Genomic DNA, 26,734 nt, shown 5'->3' with positions numbered 1-26,734 from the left:
GATTTTAGCTCTACTGGTAGATTTAGCCGGTTCTTAGGGTTTTCTAGCCAGAAAAATAGTATGCCTGCTTCCCTTACCTTGCCGCGCTCTCACTACACGGGTATCAACATCAAAACCAGCATCTTTTAAACGCACGCTGAACAGATAATCAGGACCTGCAGACCAAACCGCTAGCATCCCCTTAGGTCGTAATACCTGATAGATATCTTGAATTCCCTGTATTGAATAAATCCAATTATTATTGGCATGAGTAAGCCCTTCAGGACCATTATCAACATCCAGTAAAATAGCATCAAAGGTCGGTTTATTAGTTGATAACAGCGCTTTAACATCGCCCACTACCACTTTAGTGCGAGGATCATCGAGTGGACGCTTAGCACATTCTCCTAATGGCCCCTGATTCCAGACAACCACTTCAGGAACTAATTCAGCTACCGTAACTTGTGCTGACAAGGGTACAGCTTTTAGGGCTTCTGCGAGTGTGTACCCCATGCCTAACCCACCCACTAATACTTGAGCATCATCAACTGACTTTAAATAAGCACAGCCTAGCTTAGAAAGCTCTTTCTCTGAATTATAGACTCGACTATTCATCAGTTCGCCACGAATACCTGACAAACGTATTGAAAATTCATCACCTCGTTGCGATAGTTTCATTTCACCGCCACCATTAGGGATATTGGCAGTGCCTAACTGGGTCCATGGGATCATGAATTGCCCTTAAAAAAATATTCTGAAAACAAACCCACAGATTAACATAATTATACGGTTAACTAATTACAACAATGCTGCTTGTAAACAATTAATGCATTCCAGCTAATTCCCAGTTAAATTAATACATAATCAATTGATTAAGTATTTGTTATGGATTTGTCTAAAATAGTAGGCAAATTATTGAGAACTTTAATAAGAGAACTAAATGAATAAACCGCGAATTAAAAAAATTGCGCAAGCAAGTGTCATATTACCTTTGTCGATATCTTTTGTTTTAGCTTGTTCAAACAATAGTATGCAAGATGATTCTAGTAGTCCTGTCTCATCCGTTGCTAATGTTCCTGCAACCAAATTTGATTTATCTAATTGGAAAATTACCGTGCCGGTGGACATCGACAACAATGGCAAAATTGATGAAATCGACGTGGCTGAAATGCAAACCTATGTTCACCCTGATTTTTTCTATTTAGATGAAAATGGCGGCATGGTTTTCGCGACTCCGAATAAAGCAATCACCACTGCTTCATCAAGTAATACGCGTAGCGAACTACGCCAAACCTTCCGAGGTGTAAATAAAAAAATTAAGACTAAAGCTCCGGGAAATAACTTTGCTTTGGCAGCCCATCCTTTAGCCTCTAAATTTGCTGCTATTGGCAGTAAAGTAGATGCAACACTAAAAGTAGATCATGTAGCCCTGCGGGCCAAAAACCCCGACACTCCTGCTGCATTTTCAGTGGTAGTGGGTCAAATTCATGCGGTGAAAGATGACAAGGTAATCGCTAAAAATCAAGGTTTTGGCTGGGGTAATGAACCGATAAAAATCTATTTTAAAAAGTGGCCAAATCATCAAAAAGGCTCTGTTTTTTGGAATTATGAGCGCAACTTGGCAAAAACTGATCCGAATCGCACCGATATTGCCTATCCAGTATGGGGAAATACTTGGGAAAACCCAAATGAACCTGGAAATACTGGCATCGCATTAGGAGAAGAATTTAGCTATAGCATCAATGTGTACGAAAATACCATGTACCTAACCTTTAGCGCAGAAGGCAAAGACGATGTTAAATACGAGATAAACCTCGCTAATAATATTGACGCTTACGGAAAGATTGACCCGAAAGATAATCCACTAGGTTATGCTGGTGACTCTCATTACTTTAAAGCCGGAGCGTATAACCAATGCAGCACAAAAGACCAAGCAGGCACTCTTTGGTATGCAGGATGTTTAGGAACTGGGGATTGGCAAACGGACAAAATGAATGGTGACTATACCCAAGTGACTTTTAGTAAGCTGACATTAAGTTCACCGGAAGCCCGTTAAACGAGAGTGAGTCCAATAGTTACCTCCGCGGTGCACAAGGTGCAGTGGGGCAAGCGCATGTTTCAGTAACCGGAAACATGCGCTAAAACCTAACGAAAATACGGTTAATTAAGAAAGTCTTCTAAAAACCACGCTGACAATTCATGTCGACCTTGTAAGTTGCTTTTCGAATATAAGCTAGAGGCTTGTTGCCTAACAGTGGCCTCTTTCGTGTCCCTAACGGAGGCAATTTCTTTTAAGCTTAAACCTTTTAAAATAAGTATCGCTACCTGCTGCTCTCCAACTGTCAAACCCCAGTCATTAAACTGCGCCTGAATAACCTGAGCATAATGTTTACGTTCGCTAGCGATTTCTCCGCTGAGCGTCTGAATTTGTATATTGGCATCTTTAAGTTTTGTCGCTAAGCGGTTTAATGATCTAGAACGTAACCGCAAATCATGGATGAGAAGTAAAGCTGCAATGGCCGAAACAATAACAATTATGCTTTCCCCTAACACATGCCAAATAGGCACATTTAATTGTATATCAACAAAGACATCCATCGCATTGAGTATCATGATGGTAATTAGCACTAAAATGATAATTCGATCTTTCATTTACTCTCCAACTCTCTAAATTTAATACCAATTCCGGTTATATCGAACATATGTTCGATGCCAAGTCCTACATGTGTTTATTGTTCCATAACCGATTAACATCAATAATTTGCGCACTGACCTAACCAGTAAGCAGCGCAAAATAATGTTTTATCTATCAGCAATCCCAAAACCACTTTTCATATTATTTTTTATTTGGCCTTCATCTATTTTTGCCGCGCAGTTGACACTCAATGATGTATTAAATGCTGCGTTAGAGATTCACCAACAGGATAACAAACAAAATCTGTTAAAGGGTAAAATTGAACAACCTTCTGATTCTTGGTTTGCTAGTCCTCCTACGGTTGGACTTTTATATATGCACAACCAGCAAAGCCTAGGTTCTAAAGAAACAGAAATCAGTTTGAACTTAGCAATTAAATCACGTTTACAAACTGACATTGACCAGCAATTAAAAAGTACTGCTCCCTTAATTCAGCGCCATGCGTTGCAACAACAAGCGCTATTCTTATCTGGGCTGATCCGCTTCACAATTTGGGAATATAAACTCGAATATGTTTACCGTGAACAAGCGCAGCAAAAACTCAAAGTGCTAAATAGGTTACTAAGCCATTACGAACAACTCGAACAAGCTGGTAACACCCCTTCATACCTAACCTTACTCGTAAAACAAGAACGTATTCAGGTTCAACTCGCTTTGTTAACACATCAAAATAGAACCCAAACCTTATTGGCACAATACACTGAGCTTACTGGTTTACATGCACTACCCGATAATACCAATGAAACCGTCTACAATAAAAATCTAGATGTGCTTAACATGCATCCTGACGTGCAGGCATTAGATGCAATTTGGCAGTTAAATATTGCCCTACTTAATGGGGCTTCAAATCATGCTAAACCTTGGAACCTTTCAATTTTTGCTAAGCAGAACGAAACCGCAGGGATCACTGACAAGCAAATAGGCCTAGGCGTTGAAATCCCTTTGTCGGTAGGCAACAACTATACAGCTACTCAGTATAACGAATTTATAGCCGCTCAATCTCAATACGCGATGGAAAAGAAACAGACGCAGCAACTAATTCGGCAATCCATCAGCGATGCAGCCGCCCAGCTGGAAATTAGTAAAGCACGGCAAACACTGCTTAATCAATCTTTGCAGATAACCCAGAAACTACAGCCAACCTTAGATAAATTGCTGACATCCAATATAACCGATCAAGAGTGGATCTTAAGAAGGACGCTAGAGATTGTCGAAATTCAAGGGCAATACGCCATAAATCAAATTAATTTGGCCAAAAATATAGCCACCCTTAATCAAGCAGCAGGAAAATCTTTATGAAAGGTTTCGTAAAATCCATCTTTATTGCCACCAGTTTACTGGTTATCACTTCCACTTCGGCAGAACAGTTTAGTCTTGATGTAAAAGATCTCAACAATTTAGCGCTGCAGACAAAACGGGTAGAACAAATAAATGAATATGCAGGTCGCCCTACTCTGGGTGAAGTGTCAGAATTGCCGGGGCAAGCTTACACTGTCCGTTCACCTTTAACGGCTCAGCAAGTACAATTTCTGCACCCTGTAGGCACTAAGCTCAATATTGGAGTGGATTTTGTTGAACTAAGTGGTCCGGAAGTACATCACTATTATAGCCAGTATCAGGTAAAAAAATCGTTGTTTGAACTTACTCAGCAACAGTATGAAAAAAATAGAAAATTATTTGCTCAGTCTGCTATCTCTCAACAGGCCTGGCTTGACATCACTCACGCCTATTTCGCAGCTAAGCTAGAGTATGATGAAGTGCAGCACTTTTTTGAGTTAGTTGCCCGCTTTAATGACGAAACAGAAACGTTAACCTTAAAAACACCAATCAAGGGCGTAGTGCAATACACTAGATTTGAATCGCTGACAGAAGGCAGCGTAATTGCTAGGGTCACTCCTTTAGAAAGCATCAGGTTGAGTTTTAATATTACTAACAAGGAAGCAAAAAACCTGGCTTACTTATCCGCATCAAACTCTCAGTGTAAGTTAAACATAAGTAGTATCGAACTTGTTGCCGCGGGACTTTCTAGCAAGGTTTGGAGCGACCCCTTGCACGCTGAATGTCCTTACAATTTAGGGCAGAACTTGTCAGTCACGCCATTTTATACGCAGCACGCTTATTTAGTTCCCAAACAATCGGTTTTTTCGATGAACGGAGCCCAGTTTGTATTTGTGAAATCAGGTAATCAATTAACCGCAGTTAAAGTCACGCTCGTTAGCAGTGCTGCTGAAAATTATACAGTCACTAGTCAAGAATCACTTATTAACAGTCATCTACTCATCAGCTCCGTGAGCGCTGCTCAAGGTATACTGCTCGGGCTGGGGGAATGAATAATGTTATCTAATTTGATTCGATTATCCCTTAGCCAGCGGATTTTCATTCTACTAATGGCGGTAGGAGTCATGCTCACCGGCATTGTCTCGTGGATGAATATCCCTATAGACGCGTTCCCTGACATTTCGCCTACCCAAGTTAAAGTAATACTGAAAGCGCCAGGAATGACAGCTGAGGAAATAGAAGCGCAGGTGACTCTCCTCGTAGAGACAGAGTTATTGGGGATCCCTGACCAACAAGTATTGCGATCGACCACCAAGTACGCAATTACCGACATTACCCTTGATTTTGTTGAGGGCACTGATATTTACTGGGCTAGACAACAAGTGGCGGAACGCCTAAACAATATTTGGACTTCGCTGCCCGCAGATCTTGAAGGCGGTATTGCACCGATGAGTACACCTTTGAGTGAAATGTTTATGTTTTCACTGGAAAATCCGCAGCTAAGTTTACTTGAACGCAGACAAATACTGGAGTGGGAGATTCGGCCCTTACTTAGAACCATAGATGGTGTCGCCGACGTAAATATATTGGGTGGCTTTGCGAAAACTTATCAGATCACACCAGATCCGGTAAAGCTAGCAACTTTAGGCTTAACCTTAAACCAATTAGCTCAACAGATTCAAGCAAACAATTTGAACGGGAATATTGGTCGTTTAGATATAGGTAACGACGCGCTAATTATTCGTGGTGAAGGACGCATAGATACCTTAGATCAACTTCGAGACATGGGAATCAGTAACCGTCTTCAACAGTCTATTAGATTATCTGATGTGGCGGATGTTAGCGTGGGTCATTTAACCCGTTATGGTTCTGTTACCCGCAATGGTGAAGAAACCACTGAAGCCATCGTTATATCGCTGAAAAATGCCAATACGGCAAGAGTAATAGAAGGCGTTAGTGAAAAGTTAAAACAAATTGAAAAGAGCCTACCTACTGGCTCACAAATAAACGTTTTTTATAATCGTAAGAACTTAATCGACACAGCAATAGGAACCATTCAAGAAGCATTATTGATTGCCGTGATATTGGTGATTATTGTGTTAACTTTGTTTTTAGGAAATATTCGAGCCGCACTAGTTGTATCCATGATCTTACCCCTTGCCGCGTTGAGCACATTTTGGCTGATGAATAGTGTCAATATGTCGGCCAATTTAATGAGCCTAGGCGGTCTGGTTATCGCAATCGGTATGCTTGTAGATGCTTCCGTAGTCGTCGTCGAAAATGTTGTTAATCAGCTAAGTAAAAAAAACCACTTACCCAAGTTACATCTGGTTTTTCGAGCCTGTAAAGATGTTGCCGTACCCGTGGTTTCCGGCACAATCATAGTGATAATAGTGTTTTCGCCTTTACTGACACTGACCGGTTTGGAAGGTAAATTGTTTAAGCCCGTGGCGATGACGATTGTATTTGCGATGTTTTGTGCACTGCTGTTATCACTAACCGTTATTCCAGCACTGGCCTCAATATTAATTAAACAACATGATTCCGCTGAGCCTAGTTTTGTAACCACACTCAAAGCCAATTATCGCACCACCTTATCTAAAACGTTAGCCCGCCCTGCTCCGCTAATTATCGGCATACTGTTAGCATTAATCGCTAGTGCCGTGCAGTTCGTATATTTAGGTAAAACCTTTATGCCTGTGCTCGATGAAGGCGACATAATTGTACAGCTTGAAAAAACGCCAAACATAACGTTAACGGCTTCCACGGAACTGGATATACAAATTCAAAATGCATTGCTTGAACAGGTGCCTGAAATAAGCCAAATCGTCGCCAGAGTCGGTGCCGACGAAATAGGTTTGGATCCAATGAGCTTGAATGAAACAGATGTTTTTATGGAATTAATCCCACCAGCACAATGGCGATTCAGTTCTAAATCAGAATTAGTCGACGCCATTCGAGATGTGCTAAAACAGTTTCCCGGTATTAACTTTGGATTCACCCAACCTATTCAAATGCGAGTTTCAGAAATGCTTACTGGCAGCACAGGAGATGTAACCATTAAGGTGTTTGGACAGGATTTAACCGAGTTAGCTAAATTGGCCTCACGTATCTCCGAAATAACTAAGTCCACTGCGGGGAGTGTTGATGTCAATACTGCGGTCACCGAAGGAGGTGAGTTTTTAAATATTCGTCTCAAACCAGAAATTGCGCAGCGCTATGCCATGAGCATTACCGAATTGTCGAGTTATTTACGTTCACAATTCGAAACTGTTGCAATATCAGAAATAATTCAGGGCAAACGTAAAACCCCTGTCGTATTCGCTACTTCTGCTAGCTCTGCAATGCGTCCAGGCACATTACTCGAGATCAAAAACAATCTAATTTTGTTACCAGATGCTAGCTTAGTACCTCTGCATGAAATCGCTGAAATAAGCTTTAAGCAAGGACCTATTTTAGTTGAACGAGAAAACAGTAATCGTTTTTCAGTGGTAACCACCAACGTGTCTGGGCGCGATATAGTGGGTTTTGTCGAAGAGTTAAAAAAGACCCTTGCCAACACACTGGAACTGCCGTCTGGTTACGTACTTAGTTTTGGTGGTGAGTTCGAAAACCAACAACGAGCCACCAATAACCTTATGATGGTTGTGCCCATTTCATTACTGCTGATTTTAATCATCCTGTTTACTACTTTTGGTTCGTTAGCAAAATCTGCACTTATTTTAGTAAATATCCCCTTTGCCGTGATGGGCGGAATTTTCGCTTTATTTATTAGTGGCCAATATTTGTCAGTTCCCGCATCGGTGGGCTTTATCGCTTTATTGGGAATTGCCGTATTAAATGGGGTGGTAATGGTAAGCTACTTTGAACAAACAAAAATGGAGATTAGCGACACTCTCATCCGCATTATTGATGGAGCAACTCGACGTTTAAGACCAGTATTGATGACAGCGATGACTGCCATGTTTGGGCTAGCTCCACTAGTCTTCGCATCAGGTCCTGGCGCAGAAATTCAAAAACCACTAGCCATTGTTGTGATTGGAGGCTTATTTACCTCTACCCTAACCACTTTGTATTTATTACCAGTGTTGTATAATTGGATGGAGCGTCGAAATGCAAAAACAAAATAATATTCAATTACTTATAGCGATTGTGCCACAACAATTAAAGGATAATTTAGTAGATACTTTAATTGGTTTAGAGGCCTTATCGGGTTTTAGCTTAAGCAAAATTCAAGGCTATAGTCGTGAGAATCATCAATACAATATTCAAGAACAAGTTGAAGGCTATAGGGATTTCTATCGATTTGAACTATTGCATAACCCAGCCCACTACCAAGAACTGTTAGCACATATTAAACAAGTTTGTGCAAACAGCCATATCCGCTTTTGGTGTGTTCCTGTTATTGATGGCGGGACTTTATAGAAAGCAGTAGAAAAAACACTTTTTCATATCAAGCATTGCCGGTGGTCAAAAACACGTTATGAATAATCGTTGGAATGTAGATTTAATTTTTTAATGTTGGCTAGAAAATTTAAGTAGCTGTTTAGCAGTTAATGGTTTACTAAAATAAAATCCTTGCACCAAATCACAACCTAAATCTTTCAAAATAGTAAGTTGTGGCTCCGTTTCTACACCTTCGGCAACCACAGTTAGCCCGAGGCTATTTGCCATGGCAATGGTCGCTTTAACTAAGTCACAATCTGACTTGTTTAATGTGATCCCATGAATAAAACTGCGGTCTATTTTAAGAACATTAAAAGGATACTGCCTTAAATAACTTAATGATGAATATCCCGTCCCGAAATCGTCTTGAGATAATTTAATTCCTAAAGCACTGATTTCAGCAATGGATTCATGAATGTAAGATTGACCATTCATTAACACCCCTTCGGTAATTTCAAGCTCTAAACATTCTGCACTAATTTGCGTAACCTCTAATGCCTTTTTAAGGCTCGAGAGTAACCCCTGCTCTCGAAATTGACGAGGTGACAAATTAATTGCCATTGTATAAAACTGTTGATCGCAAATTTGCCAATGTTTTAAAAAAGCTAGAGCTTGATTGATCACAAACTCACCGACAGGCACAATTAATCCAGTATGTTCGGCAATTGGAATAAACTCGTCGGGTGTGACCTCGCCCAATGACGGGTTATGCCAGCGCAGCAATGCTTCTGCACCCACAATTGCATTATTGTTTATCTCGAATTTAGGCTGATAATACACTTCAAACTCACCACGCTCGAGAGCAACATGCATCTGCTCTTCGATTGCAAAACGGCGTTGCATAACCTTATTCATTTCGCTGGTAAAAAATGAAAAAGTATTCCTTCCCAATGCTTTAGCTTGGTACATTGCCGTATCGGCGTTGCGCAATAAATCAGATGCGCTATTGCCGTTTTCTGGGTAAACGGCTATGCCAATACTTAACGTTAAAATTAATTCTCTTCCAGCTAACTGGAATGGCTTTCTAAAGGTTTTTAGTAAGTTCTCAGCAATGGCTAACGCATCATTTGGTTCAGCTAAACCTTTCAATAAAACGATAAATTCATCACCACCTAAACGCCCAACGGTGTCTTCTTTTCGTACAACTTGTTTTAATCGGTTGGCAGCACTGATTAATAGTTTGTCACCGATTTCATGACCCAAAGAGTCGTTTACTTTTTTAAAGTCATCTAAGTCAATAAAAATGACCACGGCTTTTTGATCGTTTCGTTTAGCTTCAATGAGAATTTGAGACAAACGGTCGAGGGCTAAAAAACGATTAGGCAATAAAGTAAGGCTATCAAAATAGGCTTGATGACGAATTAATTCTGCCGATTTATGCTGTTCAGTAATATCGCGTATAACAACCATTACCTGTTTATATTCGCTCAGATAGGCCAACCTTGCTTCAAAATATGAAATGCCCTGTGGCATAGTGAGATCATATTCAAAGCTAATCATCTCCCGCTGTTCTATGACTTTTTCAATGTACGTCTGAAACTTGCTGGTAACTTCCTCAGGCATAACATCCGCCATGTTTTTGCCAATAAATTGCTGAGGAGAAACGTAGAGATTTTCTTGTTTACTGGCATGATAATCAATAATGGTCCCGTCTTTTTGCATCAAAAAGAATAGATCTGGAATAGCTTCAAAAATGGTTTCTAGCATGTGTTCTTTGAACAATGCCTGGGCTTCAGCTTTTCTGATATCCGTCAGATCAATATCAACACAGTACATTTGTTTATTACCGTATTGATTGGTGAACATTACATGGCTTGAAAACACCGATACTTCGGCGCCACTTTTATGCTGCAAGGTAATCTCGGCCGCCGGAATCTCGACACCTTGATTGAGCCAATTTCCATGGGCCTCAACCACTCCTTCTCGCATATAGGGTGGAATGATTAAGTCTTCTAATTTTTGTCCGGTCGCTTCTTGCTTGGAATAACCATAAAGTACCTCACTGCCTTCATTCCAATAGATAACTCTGCGATCATCATCATAGCCTTGCACAGAAATCACTTTAACGGCGTCAAACAAATGGTGAAGCGGATCATTGAGCTCATATTGATGAGACAATGTTTTGCTTATTTTGCCTGTTTTGTTTGAACTCATTTTCGCGAATATTCCCAATTACACAGCTTTCCCCTAATAGTAGAACGAAACAATTAAATTAACACTAATAAAGCCAAAGCATTTCATTGGGATTGTTGAAAATTGTGTAGCTTAAATCGCGCAAAACTCAGTTTGTCATATCCTTTATTTACTCCGCCGCGAGAAGGCTACCAAGCACGTAAACCAGAGGCGCATTCCAGTTAATTGCTACTTCATTACTTGCGTAGCTGCACCAGTCATCAACATAGCTACCAGCAGCAAAGTTGTTTGCATAATCGCATTTATCTTGTTGTCCTGGTTGTGGCCCTCCCGCAAGCATGCCGGGTACAGGTTTGTCGATTTTGTCACCGGCAGAAATACGGTGATGAGGATTTTGTGGGCTGATGTCACCAAACCCGGTTAAAAAAGAATAGCCTGTGGGATTGCGACCGAATACAAAATTGAGATTACCTTGGGCAACTTGACGATACTTTTCGTCGCCGGTAATTCGAAATGCGTTCAGCAACATAATCGCTTTATTTAAAACAACCGAATTACTTCCCCAAACATAATCGTCTGAGTTCATCGCCACACCGTAACCATTATTTTCATATATTTGTAAACTTGCTTCAGCGTAGTCAATCAGCTGAGATTGCAGCTTTTGAAAATCGATAGACGTTAAAGACGGCTTCCCTTCTCTGACAAGGCTAAAGTAACCCAACGCTGCCACATTGCTCCAATCGGGCTCTTTAAGAGGTTTGTTGTATTGTTGAAATGCGTGCAAATACTTTGCATTCTTTGTGGCTAAAAACAACTCTGCTCCAGCCCATGCAAATTCATCTGAAAAATCATTATCACCATATTCACCGCTGCTGACATCTGCAGGTTGTTGATATACGTAATTCGGATGGGCCATCGCCCAACGCCATGCTTTTTGCGCACTTGCTAACCATGTATCCAACTGTTCTGGATTCTCTGAAAACAACGGACGTAAAATTCGACTCGCTGCTGCAAGCGTGGCTGCGTAATCCAGTGCTGCGGATGTTGAGAAACCAATTACATAACGATCTGCGTTGTCATCTGCCGGCATATCTTTACCCGGCCACTGCAAGGTAGTGAGTTTATGATAAACCGCACCTTCATCATTTTGCATAGTATGCAGCCACTCAAGGTTCCACATAAGTTCATCAACAATATCGGGAAGCTGATTATTAGACTCAGGAATCGCCAAAGCAAGATTGTGGTAATAATTAGGATTATCAGCATAGGCGGCTAACAAAGTATAAGTTGCGATACTGGCATTCACGGTATATTTACCGTAGTCACCTGCGTCATACCACCCCTTCGGTGAACTGATGGTACTGAAGGCGGGTTGACTAGGACTGGCAGCAGAAGGATGCACAATGACGTTTTGATCAAGGTGACCTGCTTGGCGTTGAAATTTGCCTGCATAGGGTTCTGTTAAGGCCATTCCAGCGCGATTAAAATAAAAATATTTCAATGCTGCCTTATGTGCCAGTTGATTAATCTGGCTATCAATTTTTATTTGCCGTGAGAGTTCAACGCCTTCACCAACTTGCTTAATCGTTAAGCTATAAGTACCGGGTTGAGAAAATTCCGAAAAATCAGCAAATTTAAACTTATCAGGCCCTTGCGCTGACCAGCTTTTGGACTCGCTCAATGGGCCATCAAACACAGTGTCACCACGCAAATTTTGTAACCTAAACGATGTCTCTTGGGTGTTTGGCACAATTGCACCTTTTTCACCCTTTACAAAATATCCCAGTTGATTAATCTGAATTACTTGGTCGGGCTGCTGTGTTGCTATTGCATTGGCGGGCTGAGGGGGGATATCGGCTGTTTTACAGCCAATTAAAACCGAAGTTACGGTGTAACAGATTAAACTAGACAACAGTGTTTTTTGATTAAATTTAAGCATTTAGTCCCCTTAATTAATAGGCGATAAAATAAATTCATTACAAGTAAAAAGGTTTTATTCAAGCCTCTTCAAAAAAATGAATCAACCGCAATTAAAGCCTAAATACAAATCGTTGGCATTTTGGCTTTCCTAAAACAAGATATGGAAGAATGAAGTAATAACGAAATTTATACCAGAGCGCTTCTTTGCTTTTTCTTAAAATGCGATTCCGAAAAAACCTATTTCATTGGCAGGCTGATTAAATCCAGGTGAAAAATTGATACGCCATTGGCGCTAGAAATGATGAGAATATCGCAGCAATGATCAATGCAACTGAACTAAATGCGGTATCCTCAGAAGAGTGTTTTACAGTGGCGGAAGTGCCAATAGCATGTGAGAGACTTCCTACGATAATTCCTCTTTGCACAGACTCGTTTACGCCCAACAATTTGAAGATTGGGTAGAAAAGAATAGCGCCTGTTAATCCTGCGAATAACCCTAAAACAATCACGATTGAAGTTTGTCCGTTTAGACTCCCGCTAATCTCAAGGGCAATGGGTGTGGTGATGGATTTAACTAAAAGGGATGCTAAAAGAGGTGCAGGAGCATCAAACAACCAAGCAACAAAGCCGGTAAATAGCACTGCCAATGAACAGCTTGCTAAACACGACAGTAAAATAAACTTCATGTTGGAGCGAATCTGCGGTAGCTGTTCATATAACGGATAAGCAAAGGCTACCACTGCGGCTTGCATAAAGTAGTTTATCCAATTGGTTTGCGCGTAATAAGTTTCAAAGGGAACGTCCAACACTAAAAGAATAGCAATAATGGCAATCATACTGATCAATAAAGAATTTAAAAAAGGAATTTTGATTCGATGTAAAAAGTACACCGATAGTAAATAAACCACTAGGGTTAGTGCTATCCACATTATTGATGTTCCTTAGCCTTGAGTTGTTTAAATAGCAAACTCAATATTACCGCGACAACAATATTAGACGCTATTGTACAGGCCAATATTAATCCTATTTGCTGGTACATTAGCTCAAAGTAATTCATTAATCCGACAGCAATAGGAATGAAAAACAACAACATGTGTTTTAGCATTAATTTAGCACCGTCTTCCATCAATCGAACCGGAATAACGCCAACTGATAAGCAAAAAAATAATAACAACATTCCGATGATACTGCCCGGTAAGGAAATGCCAGACAAAGCTTGAAGGGTTATTCCTACCCACAAAAACAAAAAAATGATGGCGATGGAAAAGAAAACCTTAAGAATCGTACTTAACACGCTGATTTAATGCCATTTAATAGTAGATTTACAAATAATACCAGATTGCGGCCTCAATTCTGCGTAAAGTATAAAATTTAATGTTGATGAAATGCCTTAAAAAGCATAACAGAAGATAAAGACAGAAATCGCCCATTGCTGCCAAATCCAAATTACCCTGGCACTAAACACTTTTCTAATAACCAGCCCATTTTTGCAACAATTGTTGTTCTTTCTCCTGATTATTCCAATATACCTTATAGGTGAATCTCAATTCTTGGTTAACACCAAAATGGCAAAACTAATTATTACTTTTGGTCACCTATATAGCCAAATGAGATAACGTTGGCTTAAAATCAGCATTTGAATAGATGAAAGATAGTGGTATATTTTTATGTATTCATGAATTTACTTCATAGAAATTAATCACAATATGTTGGATCGCAATCATCTCACTATTATTAAGGCTGTTGCTGAGACAGGTACCGTTACCCAAGCAGCCTCGCAGTTGTGTTTAACTCAGTCAGCACTTAGTCACGCCATTAAGAAAGTTGAGCTTCACTATCAAGTACAAGTTTGGCAAAAAGAAGGCCGAAAGCTACGCCTTACCCAAGCAGGTAACCAATTACTTAACCTTGCCAACCGTTTGCTGCCACAGTTTGAATATGCAGAACAACAACTTGAACAAATAGCCCATGGCAAAAAAGGCATATTACGCATTGGAATGGAATGCCACCCTTGTTATCAATGGTTGTTGAAAACTGTCAAACCTTTTTTGGCTCAGTGTGAAGGAGTAGATGTAGATGTACGGCAAAAATTTCAGTTCGGCGGTTTAAGTGCTTTATTGGGCTATGAGATAGATTTATTGATTACACCCGATCCCTTATTCCACCATAATGTGCGCTATACGCCGGTATTCGATTACGAACACGCTCTGGTCGTTTCAGGACAATCTCCCTTAGCTGAATTGCAACAACTTAATCCTGAGGATTTAAGCGAACAAACCTTAATTACTTACCCGGTGGAAGCCAGTCGCCTGGATATTTTCAGCCATTTTTTGACCCCCGCAGGTGCCAGCGTTAAACAGCATAAAATTATTGAGAATACTGAGATAATGCTGCAAATGGTAGCCGCAAATCGAGGCGTTGCAGCGCTACCGCGATGGTTAATTGAAGAATACCAACAGCATATGGATATAAAGCCAATATCATTGATCAGTCCGACTGCCAAAAATGGTATTCAGAAATCGATACACTTGGGTATTCGAGAAAATGAAACGCCACCAGAGTATTTGAATAGATTTATGGAATTATCCAAACGAGTGAAAGTAACCTAAACCGAGTTGGTCGAACAAGTAGCGTTTGCAGAAAAATCATCGCAAAATAACGGCATTTCAATCAACCTGAAAATTTACATAAATCCTTTAACCTTGAGTGTTACTTCCCCCATTTTTTTACAGATCGGCGAAATTTCGTCCGGCAAAATCTAAATAGCCCGATCTTCGCACCCTAAAAAATACCATCATCTGTACTTTTTCAGATAACTATGCGGAATATTTACAATAAACATCACCTAAATACGATTATTTGCCGTAAAACTAAACAAATCAGTTGACGAAAAATCGTTTGTAAAAGAAACTGTTGTTAACATTTTGTTATTAATTGGTTATTTTAAAATTAATGACGGTACAAAAAGCCACCAAAGGAGTCGTATCTTGGTACTAAATCACTTATGGGGTATTTATACTCACCCAAAAGAAGAATGGCATGCAATTGACGAAAGGCATGAAAGCTACTTCTACAGTCTGAGTCACATATGCATCATTTCACTCATTCCTGCTATTTTGAGTTATTACTCTTCCTATCATTTGGGCTGGAGTATTGGTGTTGGAGAAGTCATTAAATTAGATCAGATGTCTGCCGCATCTTTGGGTATAGGCATGTATTTTGGCTTAATTGCAGGGGTCATTGCCCTGGCTATTATCATTTATGAACTTGCCAAAGTGTTCGATTCTAACCCGAGTTATACACAGTCGTTAGAACTAGCTGCGTATACTGCAACTCCGCTATTTATGTGTGGATTTGCAGCGTTTTATCCTGCGCTTTGGTTTGTTATGGTGGTAGCTTTTATCGGTATCTCCTACTCTATTTACTTGTTGTATTCAGGTGTGCCCATCATGTTGCACATACCTGAAGATAAAGGTTTTATATATTCTAGTGCGGTGGTTACCGGTGGCCTTATTCTTCTTGTAGTACTGATGGTAGGTTCGGTGCTGTTGTGGAGTGTAATCGGCGACCCCGTATTTACTCACTAAATTTTAAACGCTCATAAAAAAACCGCGAAACCTTTACAGTTACGCGGTTTTTTATTTTCTATGACTAATTAACAGCTATTGCTAATTAAAGCGCGTCAGAATTCTCTGCAAGATACTTAGCAACACCTTCTGGAGATGCATCCATACCTTTTTTACCTTCTTGCCAGCCTGCAGGACAAACTTCACCGTGCTCTTCATGGAAGTTCAAAGCGTCAACCATGCGCAACATTTCGTCAACGTTACGGCCTAGTGGCAAGTCGTTCACGACTTGGTGACGTACGTTACCTTCAGCATCGATTAAGAAAGAACCACGGAAAGCAACGCCCGCGTCAGGATGCTCTACATCATACGCTTGGCAAATTTCATGTTTAGTATCAGCTACCAAAGTATATTTCACTGGACCAATACCGCCTTGATTAACTGGGGTATTACGCCATGCGTTATGGCTAAATTGTGAATCGATTGAAACACCGATAACTTCTACGCCACGCTTAGTAAATTCTTCATAACGTTTATCAAACGCGATCAACTCTGACGGGCAAACGAAAGTGAAATCTAAAGGATAGAAAAAGATAACGGCTTTTTTACCTTTAATATTTTCGCTAAGGGTGAAACTATCAACAATCTCTCCGCTTCCAAGAACTGCTGCTGCAGTGAAATCTGGTGCTGGACGACCAACTAGTACACTCATTTTTTTCTCCATTTATTAGTGAAAGCATTTATAAACGCAAATGCATGTTCGATTAACGATTTAAAAACCTTGTAAGCACAATATAAGACTAGAATAATAAAACCCAAGGAAAACAATAAACTTTTTTTAATTAAATCGACAAAAAACAGTATTCACGATTCTATCCCCTGCTATCAATCACTTTTTAAAACAATGTATAACAAATAAGCAAATTAGCTATTGAAAAAGATACAAATAACAACTATTATCATTTGCATGAAGATTGAGGTGTAATTAAATGTACGTTTGTTTGTGTCACGGCATTACTGATAAAGCTATTGCAAAAGCTGTCCGCGAGGACGGTATTGGAAGCACTCGAGAATTGCGCGCCAAATTTGGTGTCGGCAGCCAGTGCGGTCGTTGTATACAAATGGCACAAGATATCATTGACACAACTATTATCGATGAAAGCCTGTTCAAAGAAGTCAGTTAAAACAAATTTAAATCACAAAAAAGGAGCATTACGCTCCTTTTTTAGTTTTTAATCTAGCTTAAAATAAAACTTAGCTTTCTTTGTCTTGCTCAGCATTTTTTTCTGCAGTCTGTTTAATCAAAGGCTGCAATTCACCCTGCTGAAACATTTCCATTATAATGTCACACCCGCCAACTAGCTCGCCATCAACCCATAACTGTGGGAATGTTGGCCAATCTGCATATTTTGGTAATTCGGCACGAATGTCAGGGTTTTGCAAAATATCAACATACGCAAATTGCTCTCCACAAGACATTAGGGCTTGAGAAGCCTGTGAAGAAAAACCGCAACTTGGCAGCTTCGGAGACCCTTTCATATACAATAAGATTGGGTTTTCATTAATTTGTTGTTTGATTTTCTCTACAGTGTCCATTTTACCACTCTCTAAATTAAGTTAATTTGAATATGGGTGTTAGTTTACCTGTTTCAAGCGCTGCTTTCCAAAAGGTTTGCTAAATTACGCAGATTTGTCACAATCATTGGAAATACTTGAATAAATGCAAATTCATAAATAATCTAACGACTTCGTAAAAAGTATTTGTAATTCGGGTTGATAATTAGCATCTTATCCCCAGATCATCATTTATAAATCATAGTATTACAGTAGAATGAAAGCCTTTATTGAGGCTTTACATTCTAAAAATTCACGCTAGCATTTAGCCTGACAGTAATTTAATAACGCTAAGCTCACATTAATGGAGAATTTACATGGCTTTTGAACTACCCCCGTTACCATATGAAAGAAACGCTCTAGAACCGCATATTTCTTCTGAAACTCTTGATTACCACTATGGTAAGCATCACGCTACTTATGTAACTAAACTAAACGGTTTAGTTGAAGGTACGGCAATGGCAGATATGTCATTGGAAGATGTGGTTAAGCAATCAGACGGCGGTGTATTTAACAATGCTGCACAAATCTGGAACCACACATTTTACTGGAATAGCCTAAGCCCTAATGGCGGCGGCGAACCAACTGGTGCGTTAGCTGATGCTATCACTGCCAAATGGGGTTCTTTTGACGACTTCAAAGCAGCCTTCAACGACAAAGCGGTAAATAACTTTGGATCAAGCTGGACTTGGTTAGTAAAAACTGCTGACGGCAGCCTAGACATCGTTAACACTAGCAATGCTGGTACTCCAATCACTGAAGAAGGTGTAACACCGCTTATCACAGTTGATTTATGGGAACACGCATACTATATCGATTACCGTAATGTTCGTCCTAACTACTTAGGTGGTTTTTGGGCATTAGTTAATTGGGAATTTGCGGCAGCGAATTTCGCATAAGTTTTAGTTTAAAAGCTAAATCAAAAAAACCAGTCAAATGACTGGTTTTTTTATATTCAAAGATAATCTCAGGGCTAAAGCACCCGACTACAAATTTATCGTTAAATCACATTGAATAACAACCTGTAGCACGGCCTTCAGACCCTGGATTTATTGGCTTCATGCAGATCGAAAGCACCCACCCACAGATTCATCGTTAAATCACATTGAATAACAACCTGTAGCACGGCCTTCAGACCCTGGATTTATTGGCTTCATGCAGGTCGAAAGCACCCACCCACAAATTTATCGTTAAATCACATTGAATAACAACCTGTATCACGGCCTTCAGGCCGTGGATTTAATAGTTTTTACGCAGTTAAAAAACCTCGCCTACAAGGTGGCTGCCAAGCGAGTTCCTTGATTGATAGCGCGTTTTGCGTCTAATTCTGCTGCTACATCTGCGCCACCTATCAAGTGATATGGTTTATTAAGTCCATCGGCTAATTCGCGCAGCGGATCTTGGCCTGCGCAAATAATCACGTTATCGACATCTAAAACTTGAACTTCATCGTTTACTTTAATGTGTAAACCTTGATCATCAATTTTCAAATATTCTACACCGGCTACCATATGCACACCTTTGGCTAACAAACCTGCACGATGAGCCCAACCTGTGGTTTTACCTAAATTAGCACCGACTTTAGTGGTTTTACGCTGCAGTAAATAGATTTCTCTGCCAGAGGCACTAGGTTGAGGTGTCACTCCCTCTACGCCGGCTCGTGCATTAAAAGTCATGTCGATTCCCCACTCTTTCATAAAAGCAGGAATATTTTGACTGGTAGATTCCCCTTTATGGGCTAAATATTCAGATACATCAAAACCAATGCCACCAGCGCCAATCACCGCTACCGAATTGCCCACCGGTTTCTTATCACGAATAACATCTAAATAACTTAGAACCTTGGAGTGTTCCACACCAGGAATTTGAGGGGTTCTAGGTTTAATACCAGTAGCAATCAATACTTCGTCAAAGTCACCGCTATTTAATAGCTCAGCATCTACCCGAGTATTCAATTTCACCTCAACGTGATGCAGCTCTAATTGTTTTGAAAAGTAGCGAAGGGTTTCATAAAACTCTTCTTTTCCTGGTATTTGTTTAGCAATATTGAACTGCCCGCCAATTTCACTGGCACTATCAAATAAGGTTACCTTATGACCTCGTTCGGCAAGGGAAACTGCAGCTGCCAATCCGGCCGGTCCCGCACCAACAACGGCCATATTTTTAATCACATCTGCTGCGACTATATTAAGCTCAGTTTCATGACACGCTCTAGGGTTTACCAAACAACTTGTATCTTTACCTTCAAATACATGATCTAAGCAGGCTTGGTTACAACCAATACAGGTATTGATTTCATCGGCGCGATTCTCCATGGCTTTGACAACAAAATCGGCATCCGCTAGAAACGGTCTAGCCATAGAAACCATATCCGCATCGCCGCGAGCTAGCACCTCTTCTGCAACCTCGGGCGTATTAATTCGATTAGAAGTAATCACTGGAATATTTAGCGCGCGGCGAAACTTTGCAGTTACCCATGTAAATGCTGCACGAGGAACTTTAGTGGCAATGGTGGGAATTCGCGCTTCATGCCAACCGATACCAGTATTAATGATGGTTGCGCCGGCTTTTTCTACCGCAAGGCCCAACTCCACAACTTCTTCGTAAGTTGAACCACCCTCCACTAAATCGAGCATGGATAGTCGATAAATAATAATAAAGTGTTCACCCACAGCTTCTCTAACACGTCTAACCACCTCAATGGGAAGACGGATTCTATTGCTGTACTCTCCGCCCCACTCATCATCACGGTGATTGGTTCGGCTAGCTATAAATTGATTTAAGAAATAGCCTTCAGAGCCCATTATTTCGACCCCGTCATAACCGGCTTTTTGTGCTTGTTTGGCGGTGAATACAAAGTCGTCGATTTGCTGTTGGATTCCAGCTTCATCTAACGCTTTGGGTTTAAATGGATTAATTGGCGCTTGAACCGCCGAGGGAGCAACGAGCTTGGGATTATACGCATAACGTCCTGTATGCAGTATTTGCATACATATTTTACCGCCTTCAGCGTGCACAGCATCAGTGATAAATTTATGTTCGGCTATACGTTTATCACTATCGAGTAAATTAGTTTTCGCATGGGTTGCTCCTACTTCATTTGGTCCAAACCCGCCGGTGACAATCAAGCCAACACCGCCTTTTGCCCGTTCTCTGAAAAAGGCAGCCATACGAACATGGCCATTTTCGGCCTCTTCAAGCCCCGTATGCATTGAGCCCATGATGACTCGGTTCCTTAGCGATGTGAAACCCAAATCAAGGGGTCTAAATAAATTCGGATAAGGTGCACTAACTTTTAAATCTGCGGTCATTGTTTTTTGGTCCTGTATTAAATTTATTTGTTGGTCATCATCGAGCTTTTATCCAGAAGCTCGGCATATTGCGGCATGCGTTTTTGCTGTTGCGATGCCATGGCTTCTTGAATATCAGGCATTTGGAACATGCCAGACTGCCATGTCGCCATATAGGTAAGACTGTCTTGAACACTGTGATCTCGGGTGTAATTAATCATCTCTTTACATCCGGCAACGGCCATAGGTGAATTCATGGCGATCTTTTGCGCGATTTTCATCACAGCGTCTAGCATCGATTCTTGATCTTCAAATACTTTATTGACAAAACCTTGGGCCATCGCCTCTTCAGCACTCCAATTTCTGCCGGTAAATGCCAGCTCTCTAACTAAACCTTGAGGAATTAAATGCGGTAGACGTTGCAAAGTACCAACATCGGCGGTCATGCCAATTTCAGTTTCTTTGATAGTGAAATAGGTGTCTTGGGTGCAATAACGGCAATCTGCGGCGCAAATCATATCCACAGCGCCACCAATAACCCCACCTTGGGCTGCAACTAATACCGGCATTCTTACTTGCTCAAGGGCATTAAATGAATCTTGCAACTCCAACACTGAACGTCTTAGTCGTTCAGCTCTTCGGGCAGGTTCTCCGCTAAAATCTTTGGCCATTTGGGTAAATACTGACAAATCCATACCCGCACTAAAGTGCTTTCCTAAAGCGGAAATAACAATCACTCTCGCTGCCGACTCATGATCTATTCGTCGGACAGTTTCTGGTAATTCATGCCAAAATTCGGGGATCATGCTGTTAAGTTGCTCTGGTCGAGACAGCTGTATGTGCGCAATATGATTTTCTATTGATACAGTTAACGTGGTTAATTGTGAAAAATCTAAATTTGTATTTGAGTTTTCCAAAACGATTTTCTCCAAGATGGTACACAGGTAATAAGTAAAGCACGCCTACCTAATTGAGGCTGTTTAGTTAGCTTATGCGTACCTATAAATTGGATGAATTCCTCAAAGGAACGCTTAAACTTACCTTATCTAGACAATGTCAAGATAAGGTAAGATGTTGACGCTGTCAAGATCTATGATAAAGTGCACGAATGACCGATAAAAAGCCTCTCAAAGCCCGTTATCACCACGGTGATTTGCGCACAAGCCTTATACTTACCGCCTCCTCAATGCTCAAGGCGCAGGGAGTAGAGAGCTTGTCATTACGTAAACTAGCTGATCAGGTTGGTGTTTCGCGCACAGCGCCTTATCACCATTTCAAAGATAAAAATGAGCTTTTATGCGCGATAGCGGAACAAGGTTTTAGCCATTGGAAGTTACAACTGGATGAAATATTTGAAAATCCGAATTTAAATGAAAAACAGAAATTAAGGGCATTTATTCACGGCTATATTAGTTATGCTGCTGAAAATCCAGAGTTGTATGATTTAATGTTCGGTAGAACAATATGGAAACAAAACAGCGCTACTGATTCGTTGAAAGACATCGCCTACCCAACATTTCAATTTCAAGTGAAAATGACCCGTGATTGGCAACACAAGGGATTATTACCGGCTAGTTTAGATACGCTGCGCTTATCCCAAGTTACTTGGGGGACTATTCATGGTATTGCAAGATTATTAATCGATGGAATTTATGCAAACGCCAGTCATATTGATGAGATGTGTGAAACAGCTTTACAAATGTTTGTATTAAACAGCCAAGATAGTGATTAATTATAGTTACAATTGGTACTGCTGTTTTATCATATCGGCCGCTTTTTCAGCGATCATGATAGTCGGAGCATTGGTGTTACCACCTATTAAACTTGGCATCACTGACGCATCAACCACACGCAGGCCTGTTATTCCCTTCACTTTTAGCTGACTATCTACCACCGTCATGGGATCTTCAGTGTTGCCCATTTTACAAGTACCAATGGGATGATAAATGGTCTCTGCCCGTTTACGTAGATAAGCTAATATTTCTTCATCTGATTGTGCAGCAATACCTGGCCCGATTTCACGGGAACCGTACTGATTAAATTCACTCGTTGCCAATAATTCACGGGCTTTGCGAACGCCATCAATCATTACAGCTATATCATCTGGATGGCTTAAATAATTTGGGTCGATAATCGCCGGAGCCAATGGATCTGATGATGCCAACCTTATTTCACCTACGCTTTTAGGATATAAACAACAAACATGGACGCCATAACCATATCCAAAAGCGGTGCTACGACCATGATTCAATAAAATTGCTGGTAAAAAATGATATTGCAGATCGGGACGGTCGGTAGCATATTTGGATTTAGCAAACCCACCTGCCTCGGCAATGTTCGATGTCATTAATCCTTTACGTCCAAATAAATATTGAAATACTGATTTGATATACATAGGTAATGACGGCAGCGCTACAGCGTAACTTTCTCTGGCTTCACATCGCTGCTGGACGATAGCATCCAAATGATCTTGTAAATTCTGCCCGACACCAGGTAAATCAACGTTAACCTTTATGCCATGTTCAGCCAGATGCGCTTTAGGGCCAATTCCAGATAACATGAGTATTTGCGGGCTATTGATAGCTCCGCCACAAAGCAGCACTTCTTGCTTCGCGTTAAGCTGTATCAATTTGTCTTTTAAATGTAATTTAACTCCAGTAGCAACACCATCATCAACAACAATATGTTCCACTTGTGCATGGGTGAGCACGGTTAAGTTAGAGCGTTGTAAAGCTGGTTGCAAATAGCCTTTTGCACTAGAACATCGTTGCCCATTTACTTGAGTTACTTGATAAAAACCTAAACCTTCCCGTTCTTCTCCGTTGAAGTCTTGTAGAATTGGCATGCCCACTTGTGCGGCGCTTTTAACAAAAGATTGGGATAATTTGTTGGTGTGGCGTAGGTCATTAACATGCAACAACCCCTGATTGCCATGATTGTCACTGGCACCGTGTTGTTGCCGTTCAGATTTAATAAAATAAGGTTTAACTGACTGCCAATCCCACCCTTGAGCGCCTTGGGCTTGCCAGTCATCGTAGTCTTTCTGATCACCGCGTATATAACACATTGCGTTTATCGAACTAGAACCGCCTAAGGTTCTACCACGAGGCCAATATAATTCTCGATTGTCTAGGTTAACCTGTGACGCGGTATTATAATTCCAGCCGACATTTTTAATTCTTGAAAGCAATGACAAACCAAAGGGAATATGGATCAAAGGATTGGAGTCTTTTCCACCCGCTTCAAGCAGACAGACCTGAACATTGGGATTTTCACTTAGCCGAGAAGCCAATGTGGATCCAGCCGAACCTGCGCCAATAATAATAAAATCAAATTGGGTCTGTTTTAATTCATGCATGTCGGCTTCTACTTCAAAGGTTTTTTTGTTAGTTACAACTACGAATAAATAGTTACTTAAGTTCACAAAGCTAGTCAACTGCTCTGATGTCATACCAGTCAGTTTACCAAAAAATAAAATGGGTTGTTACTTTAATGTACAAATGAAATGAAATAAATAACGCCAAACTTGACATTAAAAGCCTCTCACCTTCACACTTAGTGCTGGATAATGATGAATAAGTTAACAACTACGTGGCAGAAACACTTAGAAAACGGTTTTCACTAAAACTCAATAAGTTCATTGCTAAATGGATGATCAAGCTAGGCAAAATAAGCCATGTAGATTATACCGTCGAAGAGTTAAATGATTTGGCAAGGCCACATTTTCCGCAACACCTAGACGTCGACGTCCCTGTGGGTAAAGGCACATTTACCATTCTTGAGACAGAAATAGACATTCCACGCAATAGTAATACCGTAAAGGTACAGCTTTATTCAAGCTTAGATATTGATGCGGTTAGCAATCCACTTTATCGCGCGCATTTGCTAATTGTATTGGATATGACACCCAAATATGATGCTGAAAATAAGACTGTGACTATCGACTCACTAGAATTGGATTCAATTAGGTTGATTAATGACGAATATGCGTTACTTAATGATTCGAAGCAACTTCTCGATCTAGTAATGCCTAGAAGCGTACAAAATTTAATATCTGGTACCTTCAAATCGGCTTTAGGCTTAATGACTGCGGGAAGTTCAGATATTGCCTCTGATTACTTGCGATTATATTTATCAGGAAGCAAACAACGGGTATTGGATTACCACAAACCGCAGATTATTAAGTTACTAGATGAAACAAAACACAACCCAGAATTTGTCTATAAACTGGACGAAAACGATTGGCAAGAAGCTTTGTTCATCCAACATGGCCAATCAGTTTGTGTAGAGCAACGTTGTGTCAGGTTTAAATTCTAAGCAGACTTTTTAGCTGTATTTTCTGACTCCAAGTGGTCGTGATCGGCTTCTTCATCATAGACCTCATCATCCACAATAGACAAGTCGGTTTGACGCACACGTTCACCAATATCGTCAATGTTCAAAGACGGATCATCAATACACCTTTCCAACATCTCAAAAGCTTCGGTGAAATAAACAGATAAAGTCTCCAAAGATTTTACGTTTTTATCACAGCAAACAATCCCCACATTTGCAGTTCCTGCATAGGTAATTAAAGTGATATTTACGCCTCCACCAGAGGTCATCGTTGAAATGGGATAACAGGCCAATAATTTGCTGTCTTTTAAATAGCGCACATCTGTTGGGCCAGGCACATTGGAAATTAGAATATTGGCGATAGGACGCACAAAGTCAGACAGCCGCAACATTTCAAATATCAATGAGTAAGACTGTATTAGCACAGTGTAATAACTGAATGCTAAGGGTCTGGAGCGCTTTGCCGCGCGTTTTACAATACGATGATTCTCGATGATTTGGCGCAAGCGTAAATAAGGATCATTTTTACCGTGAGCCAAGCGCACAGGCACGATAGCTATTTTGTTCCCCGCGGCCTGATCACCAGGTTTTCGCAGGTTGATTGGCATATTAGTATAGAGCGCTTTTTTGAAAGTGTGTCCTCTATCCATTAAAAATCGATGAACCCCAATATCAAAACAGCAGAGTAAAATTTCATTGGCAGATGCTCTGGCACGCTTACTCAAACCTCTAACTCGAGCAAAGTTTAAGTCTACCGTGGACACCACTCGACCTTTCTTAACTTGGCCAGTTAATATGGTTTTAGTGCCAGAAAAAGGCAAAGGCATGTAGGTTGAGTTGATGCGGGTTAGCTTCATCAATAGACGCAAAACGATATAGAGTAAGTCAAACACCACCATAAACAGTTCAAATGCGCCACCAAATACTAAGGTGAAAATACCTAGCTTACGGCGTTTGCGGCTTCGTCTTTGTGCCGCCCAAACCGGAATAAATGTTTCCGTGTTCTTTTCCGCCAGATAGCCAGCTTGGAACCAACGAATTAACGTTGCCCCATCACCATACAGATGATGGACTTTGGCATAAATCGCATATTCTTTATTCTTATTGTCAGTAATAAAGTGGTACTGCCAAAGAGGTTTATCACGATCCAGCCATTCTTCATGCAATTTGGCAACAAATTTATGCAGCGCTTCTTTGTCATTAACGTCGTCAACCACATGGTACTTGACGTGATAATCCATATCTAACTTGTCAATTTCATTGAGGCCGATAGGAAAACCCATAAACGTTTTAACCGTGCCATTGAAGGGACTAACGCCTTTATCGAATTGCTTCACCTCATTACACAGGTTTTCAACGTATTGTGGGGAGGCATCTTCTGGCATTTCCAAAAGCTGTAAACTTGCGACATGTTTTGGATTATCTTCAGACTCAGTAATCCAAAATGTTTTGTCGAGAAATGAAAGTTTTTTACTCAA

Annotated in this window: 23 protein-coding genes; 11 read left to right on the top strand and 12 right to left on the bottom strand. The window is 40.5% G+C overall.

The window, feature by feature from the left end; all coding sequences use genetic code 11:
• Positions 1-33: 33 nt before the first annotated feature.
• Positions 34-711: an MnmC family methyltransferase gene (locus VUI23_RS07225; protein ID WP_216050352.1), complete on the bottom strand. Its 678-nt coding sequence runs from the start codon at positions 709-711 to the stop codon at positions 34-36.
• 298 nt (positions 712-1,009) lie between these two features.
• Between VUI23_RS07225 and VUI23_RS07220 the strand changes: the two genes are divergently transcribed.
• Positions 1,010-2,035 carry a polysaccharide lyase family 7 protein gene (locus VUI23_RS07220; RefSeq protein WP_252729414.1) on the top strand — a complete coding sequence of 342 codons (1,026 nt, stop codon included), beginning with the start codon at positions 1,010-1,012 and terminating at the stop codon, positions 2,033-2,035.
• Between the two features lie 104 nt (positions 2,036-2,139).
• Here the strand turns inward: VUI23_RS07220 and VUI23_RS07215 are convergent, their stop codons facing one another.
• The gene (locus VUI23_RS07215) at positions 2,140-2,631 is read right to left on the bottom strand and encodes a LuxR C-terminal-related transcriptional regulator (protein ID WP_216050350.1); all 492 of its coding nucleotides are present in this window, start codon (positions 2,629-2,631) and stop codon (positions 2,140-2,142) included.
• A gap of 145 nt (positions 2,632-2,776) precedes the next feature.
• Here VUI23_RS07215 and VUI23_RS07210 point away from each other — a divergent pair, with 145 nt between their 5' ends.
• The 4 genes from VUI23_RS07210 to VUI23_RS07195 are packed head-to-tail and all read left to right on the top strand — an operon-like array spanning position 2,777 to position 8,377.
• Entirely contained in the window at positions 2,777-3,973 is a 1,197-nt protein-coding gene (locus VUI23_RS07210) for a hypothetical protein (RefSeq protein ID WP_303500177.1), read from the top strand.
• Entirely contained in the window at positions 3,970-5,004 is a 1,035-nt protein-coding gene (locus tag VUI23_RS07205; protein WP_342807512.1) for a hypothetical protein, read from the top strand. Before VUI23_RS07210 ends, VUI23_RS07205 begins: the two co-directional genes overlap by 4 nt.
• A 3-nt stretch (positions 5,005-5,007) precedes the next feature.
• On the top strand, positions 5,008-8,082 hold the full coding sequence (locus VUI23_RS07200; protein ID WP_342807510.1) for an efflux RND transporter permease subunit: 3,075 nt from the start codon (positions 5,008-5,010) through the stop codon (positions 8,080-8,082).
• A complete protein-coding gene (locus VUI23_RS07195) occupies positions 8,066-8,377 on the top strand; it encodes a DUF3240 family protein (protein WP_216050346.1) in 312 nt (103 codons plus the stop codon). Before VUI23_RS07200 ends, VUI23_RS07195 begins: the two co-directional genes overlap by 17 nt.
• Before the next feature lie 90 nt (positions 8,378-8,467).
• Here the strand turns inward: VUI23_RS07195 and VUI23_RS07190 are convergent, their stop codons facing one another.
• The 4 genes from VUI23_RS07190 to VUI23_RS07175 all read right to left on the bottom strand — a co-directional run bounded on the left by VUI23_RS07190 (position 8,468) and on the right by VUI23_RS07175 (position 13,745).
• Positions 8,468-10,552 (bottom strand): EAL domain-containing protein, encoded by a 2,085-nt coding sequence (locus VUI23_RS07190; protein ID WP_342807508.1) that lies wholly within the window; start codon positions 10,550-10,552, stop codon positions 8,468-8,470.
• A gap of 148 nt (positions 10,553-10,700) precedes the next feature.
• Entirely contained in the window at positions 10,701-12,470 is a 1,770-nt protein-coding gene (locus VUI23_RS07185; protein ID WP_342807506.1) for a glycoside hydrolase family 9 protein, read from the bottom strand.
• Positions 12,471-12,708: 238 nt separating this feature from the next.
• Positions 12,709-13,380, bottom strand: coding sequence for an LrgB family protein (locus VUI23_RS07180; RefSeq protein WP_303500181.1), 672 nt, complete (start codon positions 13,378-13,380; stop codon positions 12,709-12,711).
• Positions 13,380-13,745 (bottom strand): CidA/LrgA family protein, encoded by a 366-nt coding sequence (locus VUI23_RS07175; RefSeq protein WP_216050342.1) that lies wholly within the window; start codon positions 13,743-13,745, stop codon positions 13,380-13,382. The genes VUI23_RS07180 and VUI23_RS07175 overlap by 1 nt, the downstream gene beginning before the upstream one ends.
• Positions 13,746-14,157: 412 nt before the next feature.
• Here VUI23_RS07175 and VUI23_RS07170 point away from each other — a divergent pair, with 412 nt between their 5' ends.
• Entirely contained in the window at positions 14,158-15,060 is a 903-nt protein-coding gene (locus VUI23_RS07170) for a LysR family transcriptional regulator (RefSeq protein ID WP_216050341.1), read from the top strand.
• A gap of 378 nt (positions 15,061-15,438) precedes the next feature.
• The gene (locus VUI23_RS07165) at positions 15,439-16,038 is read left to right on the top strand and encodes a Yip1 family protein (protein WP_216050340.1); all 600 of its coding nucleotides are present in this window, start codon (positions 15,439-15,441) and stop codon (positions 16,036-16,038) included.
• 85 nt (positions 16,039-16,123) lie between these two features.
• Here VUI23_RS07165 and VUI23_RS07160 read toward each other — a convergent pair whose 3' ends face one another.
• The gene (locus tag VUI23_RS07160) at positions 16,124-16,729 is read right to left on the bottom strand and encodes a peroxiredoxin C (protein ID WP_342807504.1); all 606 of its coding nucleotides are present in this window, start codon (positions 16,727-16,729) and stop codon (positions 16,124-16,126) included.
• 277 nt (positions 16,730-17,006) lie between these two features.
• Here VUI23_RS07160 and VUI23_RS07155 point away from each other — a divergent pair, with 277 nt between their 5' ends.
• Positions 17,007-17,201, top strand: coding sequence for a bacterioferritin-associated ferredoxin (locus VUI23_RS07155; RefSeq protein ID WP_216050338.1), 195 nt, complete (start codon positions 17,007-17,009; stop codon positions 17,199-17,201).
• A gap of 70 nt (positions 17,202-17,271) precedes the next feature.
• Here VUI23_RS07155 and VUI23_RS07150 read toward each other — a convergent pair whose 3' ends face one another.
• The gene (locus VUI23_RS07150) at positions 17,272-17,613 is read right to left on the bottom strand and encodes a Grx4 family monothiol glutaredoxin (RefSeq protein WP_216050337.1); all 342 of its coding nucleotides are present in this window, start codon (positions 17,611-17,613) and stop codon (positions 17,272-17,274) included.
• A 335-nt stretch (positions 17,614-17,948) separates the two neighbouring features.
• Here VUI23_RS07150 and VUI23_RS07145 point away from each other — a divergent pair, with 335 nt between their 5' ends.
• On the top strand, positions 17,949-18,530 hold the full coding sequence (locus VUI23_RS07145) for a Fe-Mn family superoxide dismutase (RefSeq protein WP_216050336.1): 582 nt from the start codon (positions 17,949-17,951) through the stop codon (positions 18,528-18,530).
• 372 nt (positions 18,531-18,902) lie between these two features.
• On the opposite strand, the gene VUI23_RS07140 is transcribed toward VUI23_RS07145, so the two are convergent.
• Together VUI23_RS07140 and VUI23_RS07135 are read right to left on the bottom strand one after the other, a co-directional pair.
• Positions 18,903-20,942, bottom strand: a complete 2,040-nt coding sequence (locus VUI23_RS07140; RefSeq protein ID WP_342807502.1) for an NADPH-dependent 2,4-dienoyl-CoA reductase — start codon at positions 20,940-20,942, stop codon at positions 18,903-18,905.
• 23 nt (positions 20,943-20,965) lie between these two features.
• The gene (locus tag VUI23_RS07135) at positions 20,966-21,838 is read right to left on the bottom strand and encodes a crotonase/enoyl-CoA hydratase family protein (RefSeq protein WP_216050334.1); all 873 of its coding nucleotides are present in this window, start codon (positions 21,836-21,838) and stop codon (positions 20,966-20,968) included.
• A gap of 191 nt (positions 21,839-22,029) precedes the next feature.
• Between VUI23_RS07135 and VUI23_RS07130 the strand changes: the two genes are divergently transcribed.
• On the top strand, positions 22,030-22,653 hold the full coding sequence (locus VUI23_RS07130) for a TetR/AcrR family transcriptional regulator (protein WP_303500183.1): 624 nt from the start codon (positions 22,030-22,032) through the stop codon (positions 22,651-22,653).
• A 6-nt stretch (positions 22,654-22,659) separates the two neighbouring features.
• Here the strand turns inward: VUI23_RS07130 and VUI23_RS07125 are convergent, their stop codons facing one another.
• Positions 22,660-24,279 (bottom strand): choline dehydrogenase, encoded by a 1,620-nt coding sequence (locus tag VUI23_RS07125; RefSeq protein WP_342808257.1) that lies wholly within the window; start codon positions 24,277-24,279, stop codon positions 22,660-22,662.
• 233 nt (positions 24,280-24,512) lie between these two features.
• Here VUI23_RS07125 and VUI23_RS07120 point away from each other — a divergent pair, with 233 nt between their 5' ends.
• Positions 24,513-25,238: a DUF1439 domain-containing protein gene (locus VUI23_RS07120; protein WP_216050332.1), complete on the top strand. Its 726-nt coding sequence runs from the start codon at positions 24,513-24,515 to the stop codon at positions 25,236-25,238.
• Here VUI23_RS07120 and VUI23_RS07115 read toward each other — a convergent pair.
• Positions 25,235-26,734, bottom strand: a complete 1,500-nt coding sequence (locus VUI23_RS07115) for a wax ester/triacylglycerol synthase domain-containing protein (RefSeq protein WP_342807500.1) — start codon at positions 26,732-26,734, stop codon at positions 25,235-25,237. The genes VUI23_RS07120 and VUI23_RS07115 overlap by 4 nt on opposite strands.

Origin of the sequence: Alteromonas sp. M12 (genome assembly GCF_037478005.1) — a bacterium.
GTDB lineage: Bacteria > Pseudomonadota > Gammaproteobacteria > Enterobacterales > Alteromonadaceae > Aliiglaciecola > Aliiglaciecola lipolytica_A.
This window is presented reverse-complemented; position numbering and strand designations above follow the sequence as displayed.

Excerpts from the sequence above, each read along its gene's own strand:
- VUI23_RS07145 (WP_216050336.1), top strand. The coding sequence starts at position 17,949 with ATGGCTTTTGAACTACCCCCGTTACCATATGAAAGAAACGCTCTAGAA.
- VUI23_RS07160 (WP_342807504.1), bottom strand. The coding sequence starts at position 16,729 with ATGAGTGTACTAGTTGGTCGTCCAGCACCAGATTTCACTGCAGCAGCA.
- VUI23_RS07215 (WP_216050350.1), bottom strand. The coding sequence starts at position 2,631 with ATGAAAGATCGAATTATCATTTTAGTGCTAATTACCATCATGATACTC.
- VUI23_RS07180 (WP_303500181.1), bottom strand. The coding sequence starts at position 13,380 with ATGTGGATAGCACTAACCCTAGTGGTTTATTTACTATCGGTGTACTTT.
- VUI23_RS07170 (WP_216050341.1), top strand. The coding sequence starts at position 14,158 with ATGTTGGATCGCAATCATCTCACTATTATTAAGGCTGTTGCTGAGACA.
- VUI23_RS07225 (WP_216050352.1), bottom strand. The coding sequence starts at position 711 with ATGATCCCATGGACCCAGTTAGGCACTGCCAATATCCCTAATGGTGGC.
- VUI23_RS07200 (WP_342807510.1), top strand. The coding sequence starts at position 5,008 with ATGTTATCTAATTTGATTCGATTATCCCTTAGCCAGCGGATTTTCATT.
- VUI23_RS07150 (WP_216050337.1), bottom strand. The coding sequence starts at position 17,613 with ATGGACACTGTAGAGAAAATCAAACAACAAATTAATGAAAACCCAATC.
- VUI23_RS07125 (WP_342808257.1), bottom strand. The coding sequence starts at position 24,279 with ATGCATGAATTAAAACAGACCCAATTTGATTTTATTATTATTGGCGCA.
- VUI23_RS07190 (WP_342807508.1), bottom strand. The coding sequence starts at position 10,552 with ATGAGTTCAAACAAAACAGGCAAAATAAGCAAAACATTGTCTCATCAA.
- VUI23_RS07130 (WP_303500183.1), top strand. The coding sequence starts at position 22,030 with ATGACCGATAAAAAGCCTCTCAAAGCCCGTTATCACCACGGTGATTTG.
- VUI23_RS07140 (WP_342807502.1), bottom strand. The coding sequence starts at position 20,942 with ATGACCGCAGATTTAAAAGTTAGTGCACCTTATCCGAATTTATTTAGA.
- VUI23_RS07195 (WP_216050346.1), top strand. The coding sequence starts at position 8,066 with ATGCAAAAACAAAATAATATTCAATTACTTATAGCGATTGTGCCACAA.
- VUI23_RS07185 (WP_342807506.1), bottom strand. The coding sequence starts at position 12,470 with ATGCTTAAATTTAATCAAAAAACACTGTTGTCTAGTTTAATCTGTTAC.
- VUI23_RS07205 (WP_342807512.1), top strand. The coding sequence starts at position 3,970 with ATGAAAGGTTTCGTAAAATCCATCTTTATTGCCACCAGTTTACTGGTT.
- VUI23_RS07155 (WP_216050338.1), top strand. The coding sequence starts at position 17,007 with ATGTACGTTTGTTTGTGTCACGGCATTACTGATAAAGCTATTGCAAAA.
- VUI23_RS07220 (WP_252729414.1), top strand. The coding sequence starts at position 1,010 with ATGCAAGATGATTCTAGTAGTCCTGTCTCATCCGTTGCTAATGTTCCT.
- VUI23_RS07210 (WP_303500177.1), top strand. The coding sequence starts at position 2,777 with ATGTTTTATCTATCAGCAATCCCAAAACCACTTTTCATATTATTTTTT.